20 protein-coding genes are annotated in these 20,255 nt (G+C 37.6%); 14 read left to right on the top strand and 6 right to left on the bottom strand.

Going from position 1 to position 20,255, the window contains the following annotated elements; translation table 11 throughout:
• The first annotated feature begins 37 nt into the window (after positions 1–37).
• From LB076_RS07995 to LB076_RS07950, 10 genes are all read left to right on the top strand, one after another.
• Positions 38–667 carry an anthranilate synthase component II gene (locus tag LB076_RS07995; RefSeq protein WP_066331707.1) on the top strand — a complete coding sequence of 210 codons (630 nt, stop codon included), beginning with the start codon at positions 38–40 and terminating at the stop codon, positions 665–667.
• A gap of 80 nt (positions 668–747) precedes the next feature.
• Positions 748–1,740, top strand: a complete 993-nt coding sequence (gene trpD / locus LB076_RS07990) for an anthranilate phosphoribosyltransferase (RefSeq protein WP_066331709.1) — start codon at positions 748–750, stop codon at positions 1,738–1,740.
• 91 nt (positions 1,741–1,831) lie between these two features.
• The gene (gene trpC / locus LB076_RS07985; protein WP_066331712.1) at positions 1,832–2,617 is read left to right on the top strand and encodes an indole-3-glycerol phosphate synthase TrpC; all 786 of its coding nucleotides are present in this window, start codon (positions 1,832–1,834) and stop codon (positions 2,615–2,617) included.
• 106 nt (positions 2,618–2,723) lie between these two features.
• The gene (locus LB076_RS07980) at positions 2,724–3,371 is read left to right on the top strand and encodes a phosphoribosylanthranilate isomerase (RefSeq protein WP_486599206.1); all 648 of its coding nucleotides are present in this window, start codon (positions 2,724–2,726) and stop codon (positions 3,369–3,371) included.
• A gap of 6 nt (positions 3,372–3,377) precedes the next feature.
• Positions 3,378–4,559, top strand: a complete 1,182-nt coding sequence (gene trpB / locus LB076_RS07975; protein WP_066331714.1) for a tryptophan synthase subunit beta — start codon at positions 3,378–3,380, stop codon at positions 4,557–4,559.
• A 195-nt stretch (positions 4,560–4,754) separates the two neighbouring features.
• A complete protein-coding gene (locus LB076_RS07970) occupies positions 4,755–5,075 on the top strand; it encodes a gamma-glutamylcyclotransferase family protein (RefSeq protein WP_066331715.1) in 321 nt (106 codons plus the stop codon).
• Positions 5,076–5,114: 39 nt separating this feature from the next.
• Positions 5,115–5,876, top strand: coding sequence for a tryptophan synthase subunit alpha (trpA, locus tag LB076_RS07965; protein WP_066331716.1), 762 nt, complete (start codon positions 5,115–5,117; stop codon positions 5,874–5,876).
• A 210-nt stretch (positions 5,877–6,086) separates the two neighbouring features.
• The gene (locus LB076_RS07960; RefSeq protein WP_066331717.1) at positions 6,087–6,569 is read left to right on the top strand and encodes a T9SS type A sorting domain-containing protein; all 483 of its coding nucleotides are present in this window, start codon (positions 6,087–6,089) and stop codon (positions 6,567–6,569) included.
• A gap of 4 nt (positions 6,570–6,573) precedes the next feature.
• Complete coding sequence (locus LB076_RS14065; RefSeq protein ID WP_066331719.1) at positions 6,574–7,440, top strand: Lcl C-terminal domain-containing protein; 867 nt, start codon at positions 6,574–6,576, stop codon at positions 7,438–7,440.
• 311 nt (positions 7,441–7,751) lie between these two features.
• Positions 7,752–9,596, top strand: coding sequence for a PLP-dependent aminotransferase family protein (locus tag LB076_RS07950; RefSeq protein WP_066331722.1), 1,845 nt, complete (start codon positions 7,752–7,754; stop codon positions 9,594–9,596).
• 105 nt (positions 9,597–9,701) lie between these two features.
• On the opposite strand, the gene LB076_RS07945 is transcribed toward LB076_RS07950, so the two are convergent.
• The 4 genes from LB076_RS07945 to LB076_RS07930 form a co-directional block, all read right to left on the bottom strand.
• The gene (locus LB076_RS07945) at positions 9,702–10,244 is read right to left on the bottom strand and encodes a DUF4494 domain-containing protein (RefSeq protein ID WP_066331727.1); all 543 of its coding nucleotides are present in this window, start codon (positions 10,242–10,244) and stop codon (positions 9,702–9,704) included.
• 224 nt (positions 10,245–10,468) lie between these two features.
• The gene (locus LB076_RS07940) at positions 10,469–11,101 is read right to left on the bottom strand and encodes an NAD(P)H-dependent oxidoreductase (RefSeq protein WP_066331729.1); all 633 of its coding nucleotides are present in this window, start codon (positions 11,099–11,101) and stop codon (positions 10,469–10,471) included.
• A 48-nt stretch (positions 11,102–11,149) separates the two neighbouring features.
• Positions 11,150–11,755: a TetR/AcrR family transcriptional regulator gene (locus tag LB076_RS07935; protein WP_066331730.1), complete on the bottom strand. Its 606-nt coding sequence runs from the start codon at positions 11,753–11,755 to the stop codon at positions 11,150–11,152.
• Positions 11,756–11,764: 9 nt separating this feature from the next.
• Positions 11,765–12,148 carry a DoxX family protein gene (locus LB076_RS07930; protein ID WP_066331731.1) on the bottom strand — a complete coding sequence of 128 codons (384 nt, stop codon included), beginning with the start codon at positions 12,146–12,148 and terminating at the stop codon, positions 11,765–11,767.
• A gap of 246 nt (positions 12,149–12,394) precedes the next feature.
• Here LB076_RS07930 and LB076_RS07925 point away from each other — a divergent pair, with 246 nt between their 5' ends.
• Entirely contained in the window at positions 12,395–13,021 is a 627-nt protein-coding gene (locus LB076_RS07925; protein ID WP_066331732.1) for a TetR family transcriptional regulator, read from the top strand.
• A gap of 188 nt (positions 13,022–13,209) precedes the next feature.
• Here the strand turns inward: LB076_RS07925 and yaaA are convergent, their stop codons facing one another.
• Positions 13,210–13,968, bottom strand: a complete 759-nt coding sequence (gene yaaA / locus LB076_RS07920) for a peroxide stress protein YaaA (protein ID WP_066331735.1) — start codon at positions 13,966–13,968, stop codon at positions 13,210–13,212.
• A gap of 503 nt (positions 13,969–14,471) precedes the next feature.
• Here yaaA and nhaA point away from each other — a divergent pair.
• Together nhaA and LB076_RS07910 are read left to right on the top strand one after the other, a co-directional pair.
• Positions 14,472–15,650, top strand: a complete 1,179-nt coding sequence (gene nhaA, locus LB076_RS07915; RefSeq protein ID WP_066331814.1) for a Na+/H+ antiporter NhaA — start codon at positions 14,472–14,474, stop codon at positions 15,648–15,650.
• Positions 15,634–16,986 carry a TIGR00341 family protein gene (locus LB076_RS07910; RefSeq protein WP_176699265.1) on the top strand — a complete coding sequence of 451 codons (1,353 nt, stop codon included), beginning with the start codon at positions 15,634–15,636 and terminating at the stop codon, positions 16,984–16,986. The genes nhaA and LB076_RS07910 overlap by 17 nt, the downstream gene beginning before the upstream one ends.
• Positions 16,987–17,074: 88 nt before the next feature.
• On the opposite strand, the gene ytxJ is transcribed toward LB076_RS07910, so the two are convergent.
• Entirely contained in the window at positions 17,075–17,464 is a 390-nt protein-coding gene (gene ytxJ / locus LB076_RS07905; RefSeq protein ID WP_066331737.1) for a bacillithiol system redox-active protein YtxJ, read from the bottom strand.
• 158 nt (positions 17,465–17,622) lie between these two features.
• Here ytxJ and clpB point away from each other — a divergent pair, with 158 nt between their 5' ends.
• On the top strand, positions 17,623–20,229 hold the full coding sequence (gene clpB / locus LB076_RS07900) for an ATP-dependent chaperone ClpB (RefSeq protein ID WP_066331739.1): 2,607 nt from the start codon (positions 17,623–17,625) through the stop codon (positions 20,227–20,229).
• Positions 20,230–20,255 lie beyond the last annotated feature (26 nt).

Here is a 20,255-nt window from a genome sequence, read left to right as displayed (position 1 = left end):
GGCGCAACAATTAGTACAAAAGATAAAATAAAAAACAATGAACAACCATATACCTACTCCAACAGTTCCTCAATCTGAGATTAGGAAATCCGTTTTAGTCATAGACAATTACGATAGCTTTACCTACAATTTAGTACATTATTTAGAGGATTTAAACTGCGAGGTTACTGTGTACCGAAACGACGCCTTTACCCTCGAAGAAATTGCTCATTTTGACAAAATATTACTCTCTCCAGGCCCCGGAATACCCGAAGAAGCAGGCTTACTAAAAGCTGTGATCCAAAAGTACGGTCCAACCAAAAGCATTTTTGGTGTATGCCTCGGACAACAAGCCATTGGCGAGGTATACGGCGGCACACTTTCTAACCTAGATAAGGTATACCACGGAATTGCTACCAACGTAAAAACAGTAGTAAATGACGAACTTTTATTTGAAGGTTTAGGCTCCCAATTTGAAGTAGGTCGCTACCATTCTTGGGTGGTAGATCCTAAGCTTCCAGAGGTCTTAGAAGCCACGTCGTATGACGAAAACGGACAAGTCATGTCCCTACGCCACAAGACCTATGATGTCCGAGGAGTACAATTTCATCCAGAAAGCGTATTGACACCCAATGGCAAAAAAATGTTAGAAAATTGGGTCAATAGCCCAAACCCCAGAGGGGAATAAACGACCAAAAGACGATATAAATTTAAAACCCTATTTCTCCAGTAGGTTGCTCCCTTCTTTCGGAAGGGTTGGGGGAGGCTATGAAAAATATATTAAACCGATTAATTAGTCACGAAACGCTTTCAAAAGAAGAAGCTAAAGATGTATTAATAAATATTTCAAACGGAAGTTATAACCCAAGTCAAATTTCAGCATTTGTAACCGTTTACATGATGCGTAGCATTAGTATTGCGGAGCTTGCAGGTTTTCGAGAAGCCCTTTTAGAACTATGTGTTCGTGTGGATTTATCTGCCTACAATACCATTGATTTATGCGGAACTGGCGGAGACGGAAAAGACACCTTTAATATTTCTACACTAGCATCCTTTGTAACAGCAGGAACCGGAATAAAGGTAGCCAAACACGGCAATTATGGTCTTTCATCCATCTCGGGATCCAGCAACGTGATGGAAAACCTAGGCGTAAAATTCAGCAATAATCCAGATTTTATTGAACGTTGTATCGATCAAGCCGGAATTACCATACTGCACGCTCCCCTATTTCATCCAGCCATGAAAAACGTTGGAGCCATACGCAAAGAACTTGCCGTAAAAACCTTCTTTAATATGTTAGGTCCAATGGTAAACCCCTCTTTTCCTAAAAACCAATTAGTAGGCGTTTTTAACCTAGAACTAGCCCGTATGTACGCCTATTTATACCAAAATACGGATGTAAATTTTACTATTTTACACTCCTTAGACGGCTATGACGAAATAGCATTAACTAGCCCAACCAAAATAATTACCCCCAACATGGAAGGCATGTTAACCCACGAAACCTTTGGAGTAGATCGTGTAACACAAAGCGCCATAAAAGGCGGAAAAACAATTACAGAATCTGCACAAATCTTTACAGATATTCTATCTGGCAACGGAACCCAAGCCCAAAACAATGTTGTTTGTGCCAATGCCGCAATGGCCTTGGTTACCGTTACTAAGTGCACTCCTTTAGAAGGTTTTGCCCAAGCCCAAGAAAGTTTACTTTCTGGAAAAGCATTGCAAGCATTGAAAAAATTACAGGAGTTAAGTAAATAAACACAAAATTAAAAGATTAAGACACCGTTTTCTGAACAATTGTAAATCGATTTCAAAATGGCAAGTTTTTTAATCTTTAAATACTAAAACAATGAACATACTCGATAAAATAATCGTGGATAAAAAACAAGAAGTCCTTCTCAAAAAATCCATCATTCCGGTTTCGCAATTAGAAGCCTCCGTTTTTTTTGAGAAAAAGACCATTTCGTTACGCCAAAATTTAAAAAACAGCACTACCGGAATCATTGCAGAACACAAACGTCGTTCGCCTTCCAAATCCGTAATCAACCACGGTTTTACCGTAGAAGAAGTAGTCAAAGGCTATCAAAATGCGGGTGCCTGCGGCATTTCTGTTTTAACAGATGGCAAATACTTTGGTGGTTCCTTGGACGATTTGCTCCTAGCAAGAGCCTCGGTAAACATGCCGTTATTACGCAAAGAATTTATTGTAGACGAGTACCAAATCTTAGAGGCCAAAGCACATGGAGCCGATTTGATTTTGTTAATCGCTGCCGTTTTAACACGCCCAGAAATCAAAGCATTATCTGAATTTGCCAAAAATTTAGGTCTCGAAGTCTTACTAGAGATACACAATCTAGAAGAACTAGAAAAATCCATCATGCCCAGCTTAGACCTGATTGGAGTAAACAACCGAAATTTAAAAACCTTTGAAGTAAGTTTGGATTTCAGCAAACAACTAGCAGCCCAAATTCCGGATGAATTTGTCAAAGTATCCGAAAGCGGCATCAGTTCTATAAAAGCCATCCAAGAATTAAAACCCTATGGTTACAAAGGGTTTTTGATAGGCGAAAATTTCATGAAAACCGATAACCCTGGCAAAGCAGCAACTCAGTTTATCGAGCAACTAGCACTTTAACCCATAAATCTTTTTTTTGGATAAAAAACAACGCACAGCAAACCAAAACGCCATGACAAACCCAACCCAAGATACCCACTGCACCCCAGCAAAAAAACCCACTACCGTGAAGATAAAAATCTGTGGCATGAAATACCCGGAAAACATTCTTGAAATAGCGGCACTCCAACCCGATTATATGGGATTTATATTTTGGGAAAAATCAGCACGGTATTTTGATGGAGTGCTGCCTGAATTGCCCAAAAGCATCCAAAAAACAGGCGTTTTTGTTCAAGAAACCATACCAAACATTCTCCAAAAAGTAAACCAATACCATTTGCAAGCCGTGCAATTACATGGCAACGAATCCGTGGCTTATTGTACTGAATTACAAAAAACCCTACCAAAAAATATCCAAATAATCAAAGTATTTTCTGTATTAGAAACCTTTGATTTTAACGCACTCAAACCCTTTGAACCCCTCTGTGACTATTTCCTTTTTGATACCAAAGGCAAATTGCCCGGGGGCAACGGAACCAGCTTTGACTGGAAAATGCTAGAGAACTATCCCTCCACCAAACCCTTCTTTCTAAGTGGCGGCATCGGTCTTGACCAAATGGATGCTGTTTCTAAAATTTTAAAAACCAAATTGCCCGTTTACGCCATAGACGTTAACAGCAAATTTGAAACAGAACCCGCATTAAAAAACAAATCCAGGTGCTTAGAGGCAATAAACACCCTAAACACCTACCAACATACCAACCACAAAAAATAAAACAAGATGTCATACAACGTAAACGAAAAAGGCTATTACGGCGAATTTGGAGGAGCCTACATTCCAGAAATGTTATATCCAAATGTAGAAGAATTGCGTCATAATTATCTAAAAATAACCGCCGAACCTGAATTTCAAGCAGAATTTGATGCCCTCCTAAAAGACTACGTAGGACGGCCTACTCCCTTGTATTTTGCAGAACGTCTATCCGCACAATACCAAACCAAAATATATCTCAAAAGAGAAGATTTGTGCCACACCGGTGCACACAAAGTCAACAACACCATAGGGCAAATTTTACTAGCCAAACGTTTGGGCAAAAAACGCATCATTGCCGAAACCGGAGCCGGACAACACGGCGTAGCAACCGCAACCGTTTGTGCCCTAATGGGTCTAGAATGCATCGTCTACATGGGCGAGGTAGACATCCAACGTCAAGCACCCAATGTAGCACGCATGAAAATGTTAGGAGCAGAAGTACGTCCGGCACTTTCGGGCTCCAAAACCCTAAAAGACGCCACCAACGAGGCCATTAGAGATTGGATCAACAACCCCGTAGACACCTACTACATCATCGGATCCGTAGTCGGGCCACATCCGTACCCAGATATGGTAGCGCGTTTTCAATCCGTAATATCCAAAGAAATCCAAGAACAATTACTCGAAAAAGAAGGCCAAAAAAACCCCGATTACGTAATTGCATGCGTAGGAGGCGGAAGCAATGCCGCAGGAGCCTATTACCATTTTCTGGACCAAACAGACGTGAACATCATTGCCGTCGAAGCCGCTGGTTTAGGCGTAGACTCCGGAGAGAGTGCCGCCACCTCCGCCCTAGGAAAAGTAGGCGTAATCCACGGAAGCAAAACCCTACTAATGCAAACCACAGACGGACAAATTACAGAACCCTACTCCATATCCGCAGGCCTAGACTACCCCGGAGTAGGCCCGATGCACGCCAATTTGTACGCCACCGGAAGAGCCCAGTTTATATCCATCACAGACGCAGAAGCCATGGATTGGGGCTTAAAATTATCCAAACTCGAAGGCCTAATTCCAGCCATAGAAAGCGCCCATGCCTTTGCCGTACTAGACAAAATGAAATTCAAAAAAGACGACATTGTAGTGATCAACCTCTCGGGCCGCGGCGACAAAGACCTAAACACCTACATTGATTATTTCAAACTATAACACATCCCTTGGCGCAGCATTTAGAGTAGCGCGTTACCCATTGTCCTGAAAAAAATCAGGACAAAAGGGTCGGGCTGTACGCTATATCTTTTTGTCCCTCCAAAAAGGGACAAAAAGGATGCCGCTACCATCCCTAACGCAAAGCAAACACTACAGATGAGGTATTCCATTTAAATTCAAAAAAAAACAAAAAGCATGGAAAAATTATTCGCTTACGGAACTTTAAAAGACATAGACGTCCAAGAAAAAATTTTTGGCAGAACCCTAACCGGAACCCCCGAAACCCTACAAGGCTATATCCTTAAAGAAATCAAAATTGAAGAAGAATTTGGAATGGAACCCTACCCCATTATTGAGCCAAGCCAAAACCCCCAAGACAGCGTTAGTGGTATGATCTATAGCCTGAGCCTATCCGAATTACAATTGGCAGACACCTACGAAGGAAAATTTTATAAACGCACCCAAGTAGCCCTAGCGCCCAACCAAACTATTTGGGTATATATAGCAAAACTATAAATAGACCCCAAAATTACAGCAACCAAAATACCCGTACTCATGAACAGAATAACTAAAAAATTACAAGAAGGAAAAAAAATACTATCCATCTATTTTTCGGCAGGATACCCCAATTTAAACGATACCGTACAAATCATTCAGGATTTAGAAAAAAGCGGCGTAGACCTAATCGAAATCGGATTGCCATTTAGTGATCCTCTAGCAGATGGTCCAACCATTCAAGCCAGCTCTACCCAAGCCCTACACAACGGCATGACCACACAAGTGCTTTTTGATCAACTGCGTACCATTCGCGAAAGCGTACAAATTCCGCTAATTATCATGGGCTATTTCAATCCCGTGCTACAATACGGAGTAGATGCTTTTTGCAAAAAATGCCAAGAAATAGGTATTGATGGATTGATCATCCCAGATCTTCCAGTGGATGTATATGCAGAACACTACAAAACCATTTTTGAAAAACACGGCCTAATCAATGTGTTTTTGATAACCCCACAAACCAGCGCCGAGCGTATTGGTTTTATTGATAGCGTATCCGACGGATTTATCTACATGGTGAGTTCTGCCAGCGTTACAGGATCTGAATCTGGATTTGGTACAACCCAAGAAACTTATTTCAAAAAAATTGCCAACATGGAGTTAAAAAACCCTCAAATAGTTGGTTTTGGTATTAATAATAAAGAAACCTTTCAGCAGGCTACACAATACGCCCAAGGCGCCATTATTGGGAGTGCCTTTATCCAACATTTAACCCAGAACGGCACCCATAAAATAGCAGATTTTATAAAAGAAATCCGCTAATTAGATTTTTTTATAAAAACACATTTTACCGCAAACGTACAAACTAAAGCCGCCATAATAGAGCAGCTATCCTGTACATTTGCGGTATTTTAATGTCTTTTTTAGTTCGGTAAAAAACACTAAAGCCTTTATCTAATTTGTTAAATTATCTTTTTAATTTGTATTTTCGTGTTATAAAAATTTATTAAAATTAATTTAGACTACAAAAAAATGAAACAAAAAAAAGTACGATGGAGTGTTTTGCTGTTAGGTATTGGGTTAACAATGCAAGCACAACAGACCACAAATGCAACCGGTAACAATGCCTTGGGTAGCGGAGGTACAGCTTCTTATTCCGTAGGGCAAATTGTATATACTACCAATACCGACACAGCAGGCTCAATAGCACAAGGAGTACAACAACCTTATGAAATAGCTGTTGTATTGGGTTTAGATAATCATCATTTTATTGATTTAGAGCTAGCAGCTTATCCTAACCCAACGGCAGATTATTTAATTCTCAATACTGGAAAATTAGAACTTACAACCTTACAGTTACAACTTTACAGCTCCGTAGGAAAACTAATCGAAAACAGAAAAATAGCTAGCAACTCCGAGAAAATAAATTTAGAACACTTGCCTAAGGGTATCTACTTTTTAAAAGTAAACAACAATAACCAAGAAACAAAAACCTTTAAAATTATTAAAAAATAAAAACATGAAGAAATTTTACACACTATTGGCAGGAATACTAGTAACGGCAAGCATGTTTGCGCAAGCTCCTAAAAAAATGAGTTACCAAGCCGTTTTACGCAATAGCAGTAACGAGTTGATTACATCCACTTCAGTAGGAATGCGAATAAGCGTACTACAAGGCTCGGCGACAGGCACAGCAATATATACCGAAACCCAAACAACCAACACCAATATAAACGGTTTAGTTAGTTTAGAAATTGGGGCTGGAACACCAGTAACAGGAACTTTTGCAGGCATAAATTGGGCAGCAGGTCCTTATTTTATTAAAACAGAAACAGACCCCGTTGGCGGAACTAGTTACAATATATCCGGTACTAGCCAATTATTAAGTGTCCCTTATGCCTTATTTAGTGCAAATAGCAATGTAGGAGGCTTTACACATTATCTTGGAGAAGCATTTAATGGTGGTATTATTTATGATTTACACCGCGGTAGTGATGGCCTAGAACATGGTCTTATAGTTTCTCTAACAGAGAGTACTGCTACTTGGCAGACTATCGAAACTGTGACTAATGCAACTAGAAGCTGGGATGGTGTTTATAACACTAATTTAATGACAAATAGTCCCGCTGCAACCTACATTGCTTCATTAGGAAAAGGGTGGTACCTGCCTAGTATTGATGAGTTAGGTAAGCTATACTACAATCGTTTGTATGTGAATAGAGCGTTATTTAATGGAGGGAACACTTTATTATCAAATACAGCTTATTATTGGAGTAGTACAGAGGCTAGCGATAGTAATGCTTACTTTTTTTATTTTAATGATGCACATGCATTTAAAACCTACAAATCAAATACCAACATAGTACGTGGAATAAAGGCTTTTTAAGCTTTTTTTATTATTTCCTAAGTTTAAGCTAGGTTCGTATATATCCGTATAACGCGTTTTTAAATTTCTATTTTACAACGCATTTTTTTAAGTTATTCAACAATGCCCAAAGCACTACTTTGGGCATTGTTTAGTTAAAGCAAGCTCTCTGATAACCACTCCTATTGGTTTTAAATTTCGGTTTTCTATCCGCTCTTTTGATGTCTTTTTTAGTTCGCCAAAAAAGCAATCTAATTAGGAGATAAAAGCCCTTACTGTCTTTCTAAATAAATCTAATTACGTAAATTGCAAACTTATCTAAAGGTACGATTATGAAAGACACCAAAATGCTACAGTATATAACCGAAGTAATAAACAACATGCCCACTCCATGGCTAGACTTAACTACCCATAGACTGGATATTTACAATGAAAACCAAGCCAAAACGCAATTTTTGACCCAGTTTACAACCCTATTCAATAACCCACCAAAGGATCTAACCACAGCACTTCAACAACTTCCAACCGCCTATGACTACATCCGGTTGGGGCATCCTTTGTCTTGCGTTTTAGAATGGGCGATTGCCAAAATACACCATATACCAGCCGAAAACGTTATCAGTTTTTCTTCCTTAACCATTCCTATTTTGGCTGTTTTAAGAAAAAATGTATTCGATCACAAAAAAACACAGCTGGTCTACACCAACAAACTGCCAGATTTTTTGGACCAAGAGCTAATTAAAAACATCTATGGTTATTGCTTTGACATAAAAAAAATAGCACCACAAGACCCAATTCCTGCATTTGATGGTAGTACTATTTTTATTTCAGAGCAAGCCCCTTTTGAACCTAACGCCATTGCTGCTGGAGTAGATTTTTTTATCAGCCTGCAAGCCCCGTTAGGTAGTGTTTTAATTGTTAATGGCGCACAAAACCAAGATTACATTGCTGCAATACAACATGTTAGAAGGCGAGAGAGTATTGCAATGACACCCCAAAACTGTCTGATTGCTTTACAATCTCTTGTGGGACAACGTATTTCTATACCCAAAAGTACCTTACAACAAGACCAAGAAATAGTTTTAAATTGCATCCAAGAGATTACCCATACCACTACAAAACCATTAGTAGCCTCTAGTGGATTGTCTATACAATATGCCATTTTAATGGGTTTGATACATGATGCCGTGCAAAACCACAACCACAAAAAAATAAAAATCATTGTTCCTCCCAATTGCTATGGCGGGACCAATGACCAAGCAAGGCGTGTTGCTGCAACCTTGCCCAATGTAGAAATAGTAGACCTACTAGTAGATGGTGCCAATAACATGGTGCAGAGTATTGCTAGGGTTTTAACACAAATAGCCCTAGAAGATGCTATCCCGTATATAATTGCCGAAATTCCAACAAATCCAAGAGTCGAAGTTCCGGATCTGATAGAACTAAAAACCGTTTTGAGCCAAGAACGCCATACTGAATCGGGTAGTATTGCTGTTGCTCCAGTGTTTATATTGGATCAAACGTTTTGCCCTAATGTACCATTTTTGGCACCAGATGGGTTGCTGACCTCAGTACAAACGATATCTTTTGCTAGCGGGTCCAAGTTTCCTAGTGGCGGACAATGTACTGCTGGCTATTGTGTGGGTAACGAACAAACCGATGGATTCATGCAAAAAATTGCACTTCATTTGGCACTTTGTGATAATGAAGCTACGGAACTTCAGTACCAAATACTAGCCAAACAATTGCCTTCAATGAATCAAAGGATTGCGGCTGCATACGCGAATACTCGAGATTTTGTGACTTTTATTCAAACTGCGTTGCCAGAAGCAAAGATTAATTTTGTTTCGGAAGAATTAGCCCAACAAGGGTTTACGCCTTCGGTTTTCTCTTTAGATCTTCCGACAAAAGGAGCTACTGCCCAAGAAAAAGAAAACTATAAAAGGGACTTGAACTTGCAATTAATTAATCTAATGATCCAAGAAATCCCTAACGAGAGTAAATTTTGCGTAAGCTATGGCCAACTAAAAGGATGTTACTGGACCATCCCTGCCACTTCTACGCAAGGAACCACAAAAGAAGATGACAAAGACTATATTGTACGCGTATCTTTGTCTGCTAATATGGATTTAGAACGTCATAAAAAGGTGTTTTCAAATTTTGTTGCAACCATTTAAAAAAAACTGATTTTATCTAAAAAGGTTGTAAAATCCGAAAATGACGGACTTTACAACCTTTTATTTTAGGTAACTTATTTTATATTGTTGGAATCTTTATACTCCTTATTCCGGATTAGTTTCTGGTTCTATTGGGTCTTGAGTAGTGGCAAGTATATCTGGCTTAGATGCTTTTAGGGCATTGAATTTTTCTAGTTGTTCTAACTCTCCTTCTTCGCCAGAAAAATAAGGAAATACATCCAAAATAGGCGACTCTGTAATTGCCGGAATGCTGTAATCTCCCATGGTGTTTTTCATGACATGAACGGTGTTATCATACGCTTCTTTCACATCGTTAGCCTGAATTAATAAATACAGGTTGGTTTTGCGTTCTTTTCCACTTTCTTCATCATAAGCAATCAAGGAAACCTTAGATTTAAACCATCTATCGGCATTTTCAAAAGGATGAATTTCGGCAAAATTAGCCACCTTTATGTTGGTTATCTTAAATTCTTCACTGATATAGGCTGCCATTTCTTCGTTAATTCTGCTCTCGGCTTCGGTATACGATAAGGCATCTATTAAATAGGGTTCTGTGGTAACCTTTTGTACGCCACTATCGTCTGTTTTTCTATATTTTACTTTGCATTCGTACCAAGTTGTGCTCATATCTATTTCTTTTTTTTAAGGAGCGCAAAGATAGATTTTAAAGCAACTAAAATACCTTATGGATCCAATAGATATTCACAATTTGAATAGTAAAAACATAAATCACTATATTACAACTAGTTACAGATGTGTGTTTTTAGCTATTTATTTCTAAAAATAACGAAAGCCCTTCAATATAAAAATGAAAGGCTTTCGTGGTTACTTGCTGGAGAGTACTGTTCTCTTTATTGGATAAAGGTTACTAGATCTTCCTTGCTTTTTCTAACTTTTACTAAATTTACTAGCCAGTCTTTCTCTGCATCTCGGTATCCAAGTGGCAATATAACACAGCTACGGAGTCCTTTTTGCTTTAAATTTAAAATTTCGTCTAAAGCCTCTGGATCAAATCCTTCTATTGGTGTGCTATCTACACCCAAAAATGCCGCTGCTGTGATGGCTTGCGAAAAGGCAATATAGGCTTGTCTTGCTGCGTGCTGAAAGTTAACCTCTGGATCTCTTTGTGGGTACATATTCAAGAGCATTTGACGGTAGTTTTCCCAACCTTCGTTTTTAAAACCACGCACGGTATTGGTAAGGTCAAACATGGTATTGATGCGTTCTGCTGTATAGGTATCCCAGGCGGCAAACACCAGTAAATGAGAACAATCGGTAATCACAGATTGGTTCCAGCCAATGGCTCTAATTTTTTCTTTAAGTTCTGGATTGGTAACCACCAGGATCTCAAATGGCTGTAAACCACTAGAGGTTGGGGCCAAAATGGCTGCTTCCAGAATTTTATCTAGATCTTCTTGGGCTACTTGTTGTCCATTCATTGCTTTGGCAGCATAGCGCCATTTTAATTTATCTAATAATTCCATGTTTTATATTTACGGGTTAATTTTAATTTATTTTGATACTTAATTTCTTTATTTAAAATCCCTTACGCCACCACCAACAACTCCAATACTATCCCAAGCAGCCTCAAAAGCTTGTTTTATTACTGCACTATTTAGGGAGCAGTTGCCTCTAACTTGCATGTTGACCAAAAAAGCAATAGGATAAATACTGTAAGCGTATAACAAATACGGCGAAACATCCTTTATTATGCCCTCTTTCTTGCCTTGCTCCCACAAATCAAAGAGAGGTTTAAAGTGTACTAAGCCCTCTTGTCTGGTGGACTCATCAATCATTGGAGTGTTGTCACATTGGGATAAAAACGAGGCTTCTTCTGTATAACTGGATTTATAGCAAGCCATGGCATGCCATATTTTTTCAAAATTTTGTTTGACTCTTTCGTCTTTATTATATGCTGCAAAAGCTGCTTCTGCAAATGCACTTTTTACACTCAAATACAATTGGTTTACCAAATCTTGTTTGCTATCAAAATACAGATAGATTGTAGCCGGCGAGACACAAGCCATTTTGGCTACCTTTGCCATAGAGGCGCTCTGGATACCGCCATTATTAACTAATGCTAAGGTTGCCTTTAGGAGTGCGCTGCGTTTGTCTTTACTTTTTTGGAGCAATGCCATAATTGGGGTTTAGGTAAAATAAATTTTCTTTAATTTCCAGCTTATTGCTATAAAAAGTAGTTGTACTGGCAAGCGTACCAAAGCTGCCTGTGTGCTGCCTATGGCTGGAGTCTCTGAGAAGACATCCCAAATATGTATGGGCAAAAAAACAAGCATCAAAACCAACAATGCCATTGCTGCTACGCCTTGTGATTTTTTAAATAACAACAAGATCCCTACTGCTATTTCTAGGAATCCTGAAATATAAATTATAGCCATTTTAAAAGGCAAAAATCCAGGAACAAAAGGCCAATAAAATGCCGTAGCAACAAAGTGCTGTATGCCGCCATATAGCATAAAAATTGCCATAATTGCTTTTATTATAGTCCAAAATAAAATTTTGTTTTTAGTCATGTTGTATTTTTTAGGATACAAAGATACTACAAAAAAAAGAATGAACGTTCATTATTTTATAAAAATTAAAACAGCATTCCAATTTCTTTTTTTACAAATAAGATACAAAGCAACTTTTGTGGGTCACAGACCTCCAATTAGGTTTCAGAAATACATTATTAAATAAATGTTAAAGAAATGTTAAAGAAATTAAAATAATTGTTTAAATTAACCGTTGTTTTAACTTTGTTTCAAAAAAATATTATTATGCCATTTACTACCGAATTTAATAGCAAACAGATTCAAATTTTAGAAGTAGCCGAAAGCCTGTTTGCCGAAAAAGGATTTGATGGCACGCCAATTAGAACCATTGCCAAAGAAGCAAAGATTAATGTGGCTATGGTATCGTATTATTTTGGGTCTAAAGAAGGCTTGTTAGAATCTTTGGTTTTATTTAGAACTAAAGATTTAAAAGCCATGATTGATGCTTTATTGCTCCAAAATATTTCTTCTAAAGAAAAAATAAACAAACTAATTGAAATTTATATCCACCAGATTAATGCCAACAAAGGTATTTATAGAATCTTGCACTTTGAGGTGGCCACCAAAAAAAGGGATCTGGATATTGACGCTTTTACAGCCCTCCGAAAAAGCAATTTTAATGCCCTAGAGGCTATCGTGCTAATAGGCCAAGAAGAAGGTATTTTTAAAAAAGACATTGCCATACCACTGCTTACGCCTACCATTTTAGGAACTTTTTTTCATTTTCATATGAACAAAGAGTATTTTAAAACGCTGTTGCATTTAGACTCCGAAGAAGCCTATGACCAATACATCGTACAGGATCTCACCCAACACATACAACAAACCATAAAAGCACTCTTAATGATTTAAAAAGTAATCCCTTAACGCTTTTAGGAATTTTATTTGGGGGTGTTTTTTGGGTTCAAGCACAATTATAAACTTACAAAATCTGATTACTTCTAGGTTAAAAAAAGCCTAAATGTAAATTTCCTCTAAGCATTGTATTGGTAGTATTGCTAAAAATAATGCCACAGTAAAAAAACTAACAATCGTACTGTTTATCTTGTAAAAACCAACTGATTTCCTTTAGATATTGTAGCATCAAATTGGTATCCATCATAATTAAACCCTTGTAGATCTGCAATTGTTTTGGCATTTGTGTCTATAATATAACGCACCATGCTGCCACGGGCTTTTTTGGCATAAAAACTTATAATTTTTAGTTTACCATCTTTATATTCTTTAAAATCTGGAGTAATTACAGGCACTTTTAATGTTTTAGTATCTACCGCCGAAAAATATTCTTTACTGGCCAGGTTTACAAAAAGCTCTCCTGCTTCTAATTCTGAATTTAAGCTTTCCGTAATGGATTTTTTCCAGAATTCATACAAATTAGTTGCGCCATTAACCGCTAGTTTTGTTCCCATTTCTAAACGATAGGCTTGCATTAAATCTAGTGGTTTCAAAATTCCGTACAATCCCGACAGGATGCGCAATTGCCCTTGGAGCAACTCTATTTTGTCTGTAACCAAGCTATAAGGATCCAATCCAGTGTACACATCTCCATCAAAGGTAAATATTGCTGGGCGTGCATTTTCAATGGTAAAGGGTGTTTTCCACTCTTGGTTGCGCTGCCAGTTTAAATCTGCCAATTTATCCGAAATATGCATCAAATTAGCTAGTTCTTTGGGCGTTTTTTGTTTTAACTCTTTCTGGATACGTGTAGCTTCATCCAAAAATAATGGTTTAGTGAATACCTCGGTAGGCAAGTCTCTATCTAAATTCAAAGATTTAGCAGGCGATATTACAATTTTCATAGACAATCTCTTTCGGGTTGTTGTTTTTAAGTACTCAAAAATACACATTGAAAATTATAAAAACAGCTCTTCTGATCAAATTGTTTACCAGCCGTGTCACATTTGCAACACGTCACTACTTAATTCGTGCCCAAGTATGGCAAAATTACTCCTTTTTACAATGGCAAACAAAGCGGGTTGCATGTTGCTCTTTTTCTAAAATAAGACCGTACTTAAGACTAATTTGTATCCAGAACCACTCCAAAAAATAATCTATCGGTACCTACAATCCGTACCCGAAAAATATAGTGAAATTTGTGTTTAAAAAATAGTGACGTTTGTGCAATAAAACCCAAGAACCACTGCGATTTATTTATTCAAAAGCTAATTTTTGGTTAATATTTACACTAGGGCAACGTCTATTTGACAACTATTTACTTATTTTTGTAAATTGACTAATAAAGCCCGTGAGAGATCCCATAAGAGGATCGTATTTATACCAAAAAGGGACAAAAGATAATTACATGAAAAGAAAAGTAAAGAAGACCATTAAAAAAATTTACAACGGAGACTTATTCAAAGAATTTTTTGACAACGAAAAAGCCACTGGACTAATCTTAATTGCGTGTACTTTGATCTCCTTAATTATGGCAAATTCGTTATTTGCTACACAATATTTACATACTTGGCACATTAAAATTGGCGGCCAAAGTTTAGAATATTGGATTAATGACGGCTTCATGACGGTGTTTTTCTTGCTGATTGGATTAGAATTAAAACGAGAAATAAACAATGGCGAGCTATCTAATTTTAAAGATGCGCTACTACCCATATTTGCTGCCTTAGGAGGAATGTTTATTCCGGCAGGATTGTACTTACTCTTAAATTATGGTACCGCTGCACAAGCAGGAGCAGGAGTTCCTATGGCTACAGATATTGCTTTTGCCTTAGGGATACTATCTTTGTTAGGAAACCGGGTGCCACTATCGCTAAAAATATTTTTAACTGCCTTGGCCGTTATTGATGATTTGGGTGCCATACTTGTAATTGCCATTTTTTATACCAAAACCATTGTATGGCTCAATCTAATTCTAGCCCTAGCTGTATTTGTTGGTTTATTAATCCTAAATAGAATGAAAGTTAGGAGTTTGACTCTTTACTTACTCGGTGGAGTAATTATGTGGTGGTTTATGCTACACTCTGGTATACACGCTACCATTACGGGGGTTTTATTAGCATTCACTATCCCTTTTTGCAATGGCGAAAGAGATTCTATATTCTCGGCATTAGAAAGAGCCTTACACAAGCCCGTTGGTTTTTTTATCTTACCGCTTTTTGCACTAGCAAATACCGCCATAGTTATCAACTCTAACATTGGCGAAACCCTATCCCAACACTACAATATTGGTATAGCCTTAGGATTGATAGTAGGAAAACCCTTAGGAATCTTTTTCTGTAGTTTCTTGGCAGTTAAAGCCGGAATATGCAAATTACCCGCTGATCTAACCTGGAAAACAATTGCCAGTGTAGGATTTTTAGGAGGAATAGGCTTCACGATGTCTATATTTATTACCTTACTTGCTTTTGAGGATCAAACTATCATAAATAATGCTAAATTTGCAATTTTAGCCTCATCGCTAATCGCAGGTTTACTAGGTTTTATGTTCTTGAAAAGCACTTTAAAAAATGAAAATATTAATTGATAAACTACTGGATTACATCAACTTAAACAAAGGAGAAGATGATAAATACAAAGTATTAGAAAATGTAAAAGCAAACATCTCTTTTAGAGGTTCCAATCTCTGGATTTTGGCTTGTGCGATAGTAATTGCGTCTATAGGTCTGAATGTAAATTCAGCAGCTGTGATTATTGGTGCCATGCTAATATCTCCCTTAATGGGTCCAATTATTGGTGCTGGTTTTGGATTGGGTATTTTTGATTTTGACTTACTCAAAAGATCCTTAAAAAATCTTTTGGTTGCTACCTTGGTTGGGTTACTTGTGTCGGCTATCTATTTTTTTATTAGCCCTTTTAAAGAAACCCAACCCGAATTACTATCCAGAACGGCTCCCAATATTTATGATATTCTAATTGCCTTTTCGGGAGGAGTAGTAGGCGCAATAGCCATAACTAGAGTAGAAAAAGGCAATCCAATTCCAGGAGTAGCTATTGCTACAGCTCTTATGCCTCCACTTTGTACAGCAGGCTACGGATTGGCCATAGGGAGCATGAAATTTTTCTTTGGCGCAATATACCTCTACTCTATCAACTGTGTATTTATTTGTATTTCTACTTTTTTTATAGTAACCTATTTAAAATATCCTAAGAAAAAACAATTAGACGAACGTAGTGAAAAAAAAGTACGGTATATCATCACCAGCTTAATAACTATTTTGATTCTACCGAGTATTTATTTTGCCTATCAATTATTTGAACAAAAAAATTACCAACACCAAATAGACGTATTTATTGAAAAAGAATTTTCGGATAAAGGGATTGCAATCTTATACAAAAAGACAAAATTTAATGAAAATCCAAAAAAATTGGAATTAGGTTTTTTGAGCACCAAGTTTTCGGAAGCACAAATAAAAAACTATAACTCAAAATTAAAACAATACGCGGTTACAAACACAAAACTAGTTGTAATTCAAGACACTACAGATCTTAAAAGCTCTATTTTGAATGAAATAAAATACAACAAATCGGTATTGAGTGAAAAAGATGTTACTATCTTAAATCTAAAAAAACAAATTGCAGCAGATCGGTATGACAATGCTGGCTTACTAGCGGAGATTCAAATTTTGTTTCCAGAGATAGAAAACCTTGCAGTATCTAACCACACTTTCAATGAAAATACCGATAGCATCCGTATCCTTCCGATAGTTGTGTACAAAAGTAAAGTTGCCTTAAAAGACGAAAATAGAGACAAACTGAACCAATGGCTACAACAACGACTCGCCAAAAAAGAAATAGAACTGTACCAACAACCAAATAAAGTGGTTGCACAAAAGAAGACAACCAAAAAACAAAAAAAATAGTCTGTATTGGTAAATCATACCCATAAAAAACGAGTGCTTCTAAAAGGCACTCGTTTTTTGGTTTTAAAACCTAATTTACTTATTTACTTTACAGTTTCGTTTTTAAATCGGCAGCAACAATAGCACTATGTGAAGCATCATAAATTGCCTTGCCCTCTTTAATTAAAATGAGTTGTGGGGATTGGTGTTGTACTCCAAAACCAGTAACAATAGCATCCGAAATTTCGCGAAAAGCAAGTAAGTCTAAAAAATAAGGCGTTACTCTCTGCGGAAAATCAAATTCTCTTTCAAATTGCTTTAAAGCCATACGGCTCACACTGCATCGGGTACTGTGTTTGAATATAAGCACCGGTTTTTCCATAGACACTGTTTTAATGGCATTTAATTGGTCCATGTGATTTAATGGCTCCCAATCCATTTTAAGCTCAGAAGCATTTGGGTCTTCAGAACTTCCAAAAATATTTTTTAAAAATTGCATAATTTGTCTGTATTTCAGTCATTTTGACTGGTTTATATGATAAAAATCATCTTTTACAAGCCATTTTGTCTTTACTTTTACTATGGAATATAAATTGCTGATCTGTTTACAAAGTTATCAATTACACTAATTATTTAACTATAAAAAAAGTAAAAAACATGAACATAAATAAATTTACCACTAAATCTCAGGAAGCCATCCAACAAGCACAGCAATTAGCCCAAGGATATGGTCAGCAGCAAATTGAGAACGAACACCTTTTTAAAGCCTTATTTGAAGTAGATGAAAATGTCACGCCATTTGTTTTAAAAAAATTAAACGTAAACGTGCCCTTATTTATCCAAGTATTAGATAGCACTATTGCGAGTTTCCCGAAAGTTTCGGGTGCCGAAATTATGCTCTCTCGGACAACCAACTCTACCTTAAACGAAGCCGAAATTCTGGCCAAAAAAAGAAACGACGAATACGTGTCTATAGAACACTTGATCTTGGCAATTTTTGCATCCAAGAGTAAAGTGGCACAAATTTTAAAAGACCAAGGCGTAACAGAAAAAGATTTAAATGCAGCCATTGATGAACTACGAAAAGGAGAAAGAGTAACCTCTGCCTCTGCAGAAGAAACCTACAACTCTTTAAATAAATATGCCAAAAACCTCAACGAATTAGCCCAATCCGGAAAATTAGATCCCGTAATTGGTAGAGACGAAGAAATCCGTAGGGTATTGCAAATACTAACCCGTAGAACCAAAAACAACCCCATGCTTGTAGGAGAACCAGGGGTAGGTAAAACGGCCATTGCGGAAGGTTTAGCACACCGAATTGTAGATGGGGATGTGCCTGATAATTTAAAAAACAAAATAGTATTCTCCCTAGATATGGGAGCGCTAATTGCAGGTGCTAAATACAAAGGGGAGTTTGAAGAACGTTTAAAAGCAGTAGTAAAAGAGGTAACTGCAGCACAGGGAGATATTGTGCTTTTTATAGATGAAATCCATACCCTTGTAGGAGCTGGTGGTGGCGAAGGAGCAATGGATGCCGCTAATATTTTAAAGCCAGCCTTAGCTCGTGGAGAATTAAGAGCCATTGGTGCCACCACCTTGGATGAATACCAAAAATATTTTGAAAAAGACAAAGCCTTAGAACGCCGTTTTCAGAAAATAATCATTGAAGAACCAGATACCGAAAGTGCCATTTCTATCCTAAGAGGTATCAAAGAAAAATACGAAACACACCATCAAGTACAAATAAAAGACGAAGCAATTATTGCTGCCGTAGAGTTATCGCAACGCTATATAACCAATCGTTTTCTTCCGGACAAAGCTATTGATTTGATGGACGAAGCGGCTTCAAAAATCCGAATGGAGATCAATTCTAAACCAGAAGAATTGGATGTTTTGGATCGGAAAGTAATGCAACTCGAAATTGAGATTGAAGCCATCAAGCGCGAAAAAGACGAAAGCAAACTCAAAGTGCTTGGAATGGAACTGGCCAATTTAAAAGAGGACCGCAATACTATTTACACCAAGTGGAAATCCGAGAAAGAGGTAGTGGATCGTGTACAGGCCATCAAAACCGAGATTGAAGATTATAAATACGAAGCCGAACGCGCCGAACGTGAGGGCGACTACGGAAAAGTTGCAGAAATCCGATACGGAAAAATCAAAGAAGCTCAAGAACGTTTGGCTATTTTGCACCAAGAATTAATTGAAAATCAAGCAGACGGAAGCGCTTTAATCAAAGAAGAAGTTACGCGAGAAGATATCGCAGAGGTAGTAGCAAAATGGACCGGAATTCCGGTGATGAAAATGCTGCAAGGCGAACGTGAAAAACTATTGCATCTAGAACAAGAGCTACACCAACGCGTAGTGGGGCAAGAAGAAGCTATCGAAGCCGTAAGTGATGCCGTACGCCGTAGCCGAGCCGGTCTACAAGACATGCGCAAACCAGTTGGAACATTCTTGTTTTTAGGAACCACTGGTGTGGGTAAAACCGAACTTGCCAAAGCCTTAGCAGAATATCTTTTTGACGATGAAAATGCCATGACCCGCATTGATATGAGTGAATATCAAGAACGTCATAGTGTGAGCAGATTAGTAGGTGCGCCTCCAGGATATGTTGGCTATGATGAAGGCGGACAATTAACCGAAGCCGTACGCAGAAAACCCTATTCGGTAATTTTGTTAGACGAGATTGAAAAAGCCCATCCAGACACCTTTAATATTTTGCTACAAGTACTGGATGAAGGCCGCCTAACGGATAATAAAGGGCGTTTGGCAGATTTTAAAAACACCATCATCATCATGACTTCCAATATAGGAAGCCAGATTATACAAGACAAATTTGAAAATCTAAAAGCAAGTATGGAAGACACCACAGAAGCTGCTAAGGCAGAAGTATTGGGTCTTTTGAAACAAACGGTACGTCCTGAATTTATAAACCGTATTGATGAAATTGTGATGTTTACTCCATTGACCACAGCAAATATCACTAAAATTGTGGGGCTACAACTCAAATCTGTGACTAAAATGCTGGCATTACAAGGCATTACTATGGATGCTACTCCAGATGCCATTGCCCATTTGTCCGAAAAAGGATATGATCCACAATTTGGAGCGCGACCAGTAAAACGAGTAATACAACGCGAGGTATTAAACCAATTGTCCAAAGAAATTTTGGCTGGCAAAATAACCACCGATAGCATTATTCTATTAGATGCCTTTGATGGCAAACTAGTTTTTAGAAACCAATCCGAGTTAGTCCAATAATCCTTTATTTTGGAAAGTAAAGAACA

The sequence above is a fragment of the Flavobacterium crassostreae genome (assembly GCF_001831475.1).
Taxonomy (GTDB): Bacteria; Bacteroidota; Bacteroidia; order Flavobacteriales; family Flavobacteriaceae; genus Flavobacterium; species Flavobacterium crassostreae.
Note: the sequence above shows the minus strand (reverse complement) of the source record. Positions and strands in the feature narration are given on the sequence as shown.

What these genes read in the sequence shown, in the direction of transcription:
- LB076_RS07970 (WP_066331715.1), top strand. Translation starts at nt 4,755, where the DNA reads ATGGAAAAATTATTCGCTTACGGAACTTTAAAAGACATAGACGTCCAA.
- LB076_RS07935 (WP_066331730.1), bottom strand. Translation starts at nt 11,755, where the DNA reads ATGGCATTGCTCCAAAAAAGTAAAGACAAACGCAGCGCACTCCTAAAG.
- LB076_RS07910 (WP_176699265.1), top strand. Translation starts at nt 15,634, where the DNA reads ATGAAAATATTAATTGATAAACTACTGGATTACATCAACTTAAACAAA.
- LB076_RS07945 (WP_066331727.1), bottom strand. Translation starts at nt 10,244, where the DNA reads ATGAGCACAACTTGGTACGAATGCAAAGTAAAATATAGAAAAACAGAC.
- LB076_RS07930 (WP_066331731.1), bottom strand. Translation starts at nt 12,148, where the DNA reads ATGACTAAAAACAAAATTTTATTTTGGACTATAATAAAAGCAATTATG.
- clpB (WP_066331739.1), top strand. Translation starts at nt 17,623, where the DNA reads ATGAACATAAATAAATTTACCACTAAATCTCAGGAAGCCATCCAACAA.
- ytxJ (WP_066331737.1), bottom strand. Translation starts at nt 17,464, where the DNA reads ATGCAATTTTTAAAAAATATTTTTGGAAGTTCTGAAGACCCAAATGCT.
- nhaA (WP_066331814.1), top strand. Translation starts at nt 14,472, where the DNA reads ATGAAAAGAAAAGTAAAGAAGACCATTAAAAAAATTTACAACGGAGAC.
- LB076_RS07940 (WP_066331729.1), bottom strand. Translation starts at nt 11,101, where the DNA reads ATGGAATTATTAGATAAATTAAAATGGCGCTATGCTGCCAAAGCAATG.
- LB076_RS07995 (WP_066331707.1), top strand. Translation starts at nt 38, where the DNA reads ATGAACAACCATATACCTACTCCAACAGTTCCTCAATCTGAGATTAGG.
- trpD (WP_066331709.1), top strand. Translation starts at nt 748, where the DNA reads ATGAAAAATATATTAAACCGATTAATTAGTCACGAAACGCTTTCAAAA.
- LB076_RS07925 (WP_066331732.1), top strand. Translation starts at nt 12,395, where the DNA reads ATGCCATTTACTACCGAATTTAATAGCAAACAGATTCAAATTTTAGAA.
- trpC (WP_066331712.1), top strand. Translation starts at nt 1,832, where the DNA reads ATGAACATACTCGATAAAATAATCGTGGATAAAAAACAAGAAGTCCTT.
- LB076_RS07950 (WP_066331722.1), top strand. Translation starts at nt 7,752, where the DNA reads ATGAAAGACACCAAAATGCTACAGTATATAACCGAAGTAATAAACAAC.
- trpB (WP_066331714.1), top strand. Translation starts at nt 3,378, where the DNA reads ATGTCATACAACGTAAACGAAAAAGGCTATTACGGCGAATTTGGAGGA.
- yaaA (WP_066331735.1), bottom strand. Translation starts at nt 13,968, where the DNA reads ATGAAAATTGTAATATCGCCTGCTAAATCTTTGAATTTAGATAGAGAC.
- LB076_RS07960 (WP_066331717.1), top strand. Translation starts at nt 6,087, where the DNA reads ATGAAACAAAAAAAAGTACGATGGAGTGTTTTGCTGTTAGGTATTGGG.
- trpA (WP_066331716.1), top strand. Translation starts at nt 5,115, where the DNA reads ATGAACAGAATAACTAAAAAATTACAAGAAGGAAAAAAAATACTATCC.
- LB076_RS14065 (WP_066331719.1), top strand. Translation starts at nt 6,574, where the DNA reads ATGAAGAAATTTTACACACTATTGGCAGGAATACTAGTAACGGCAAGC.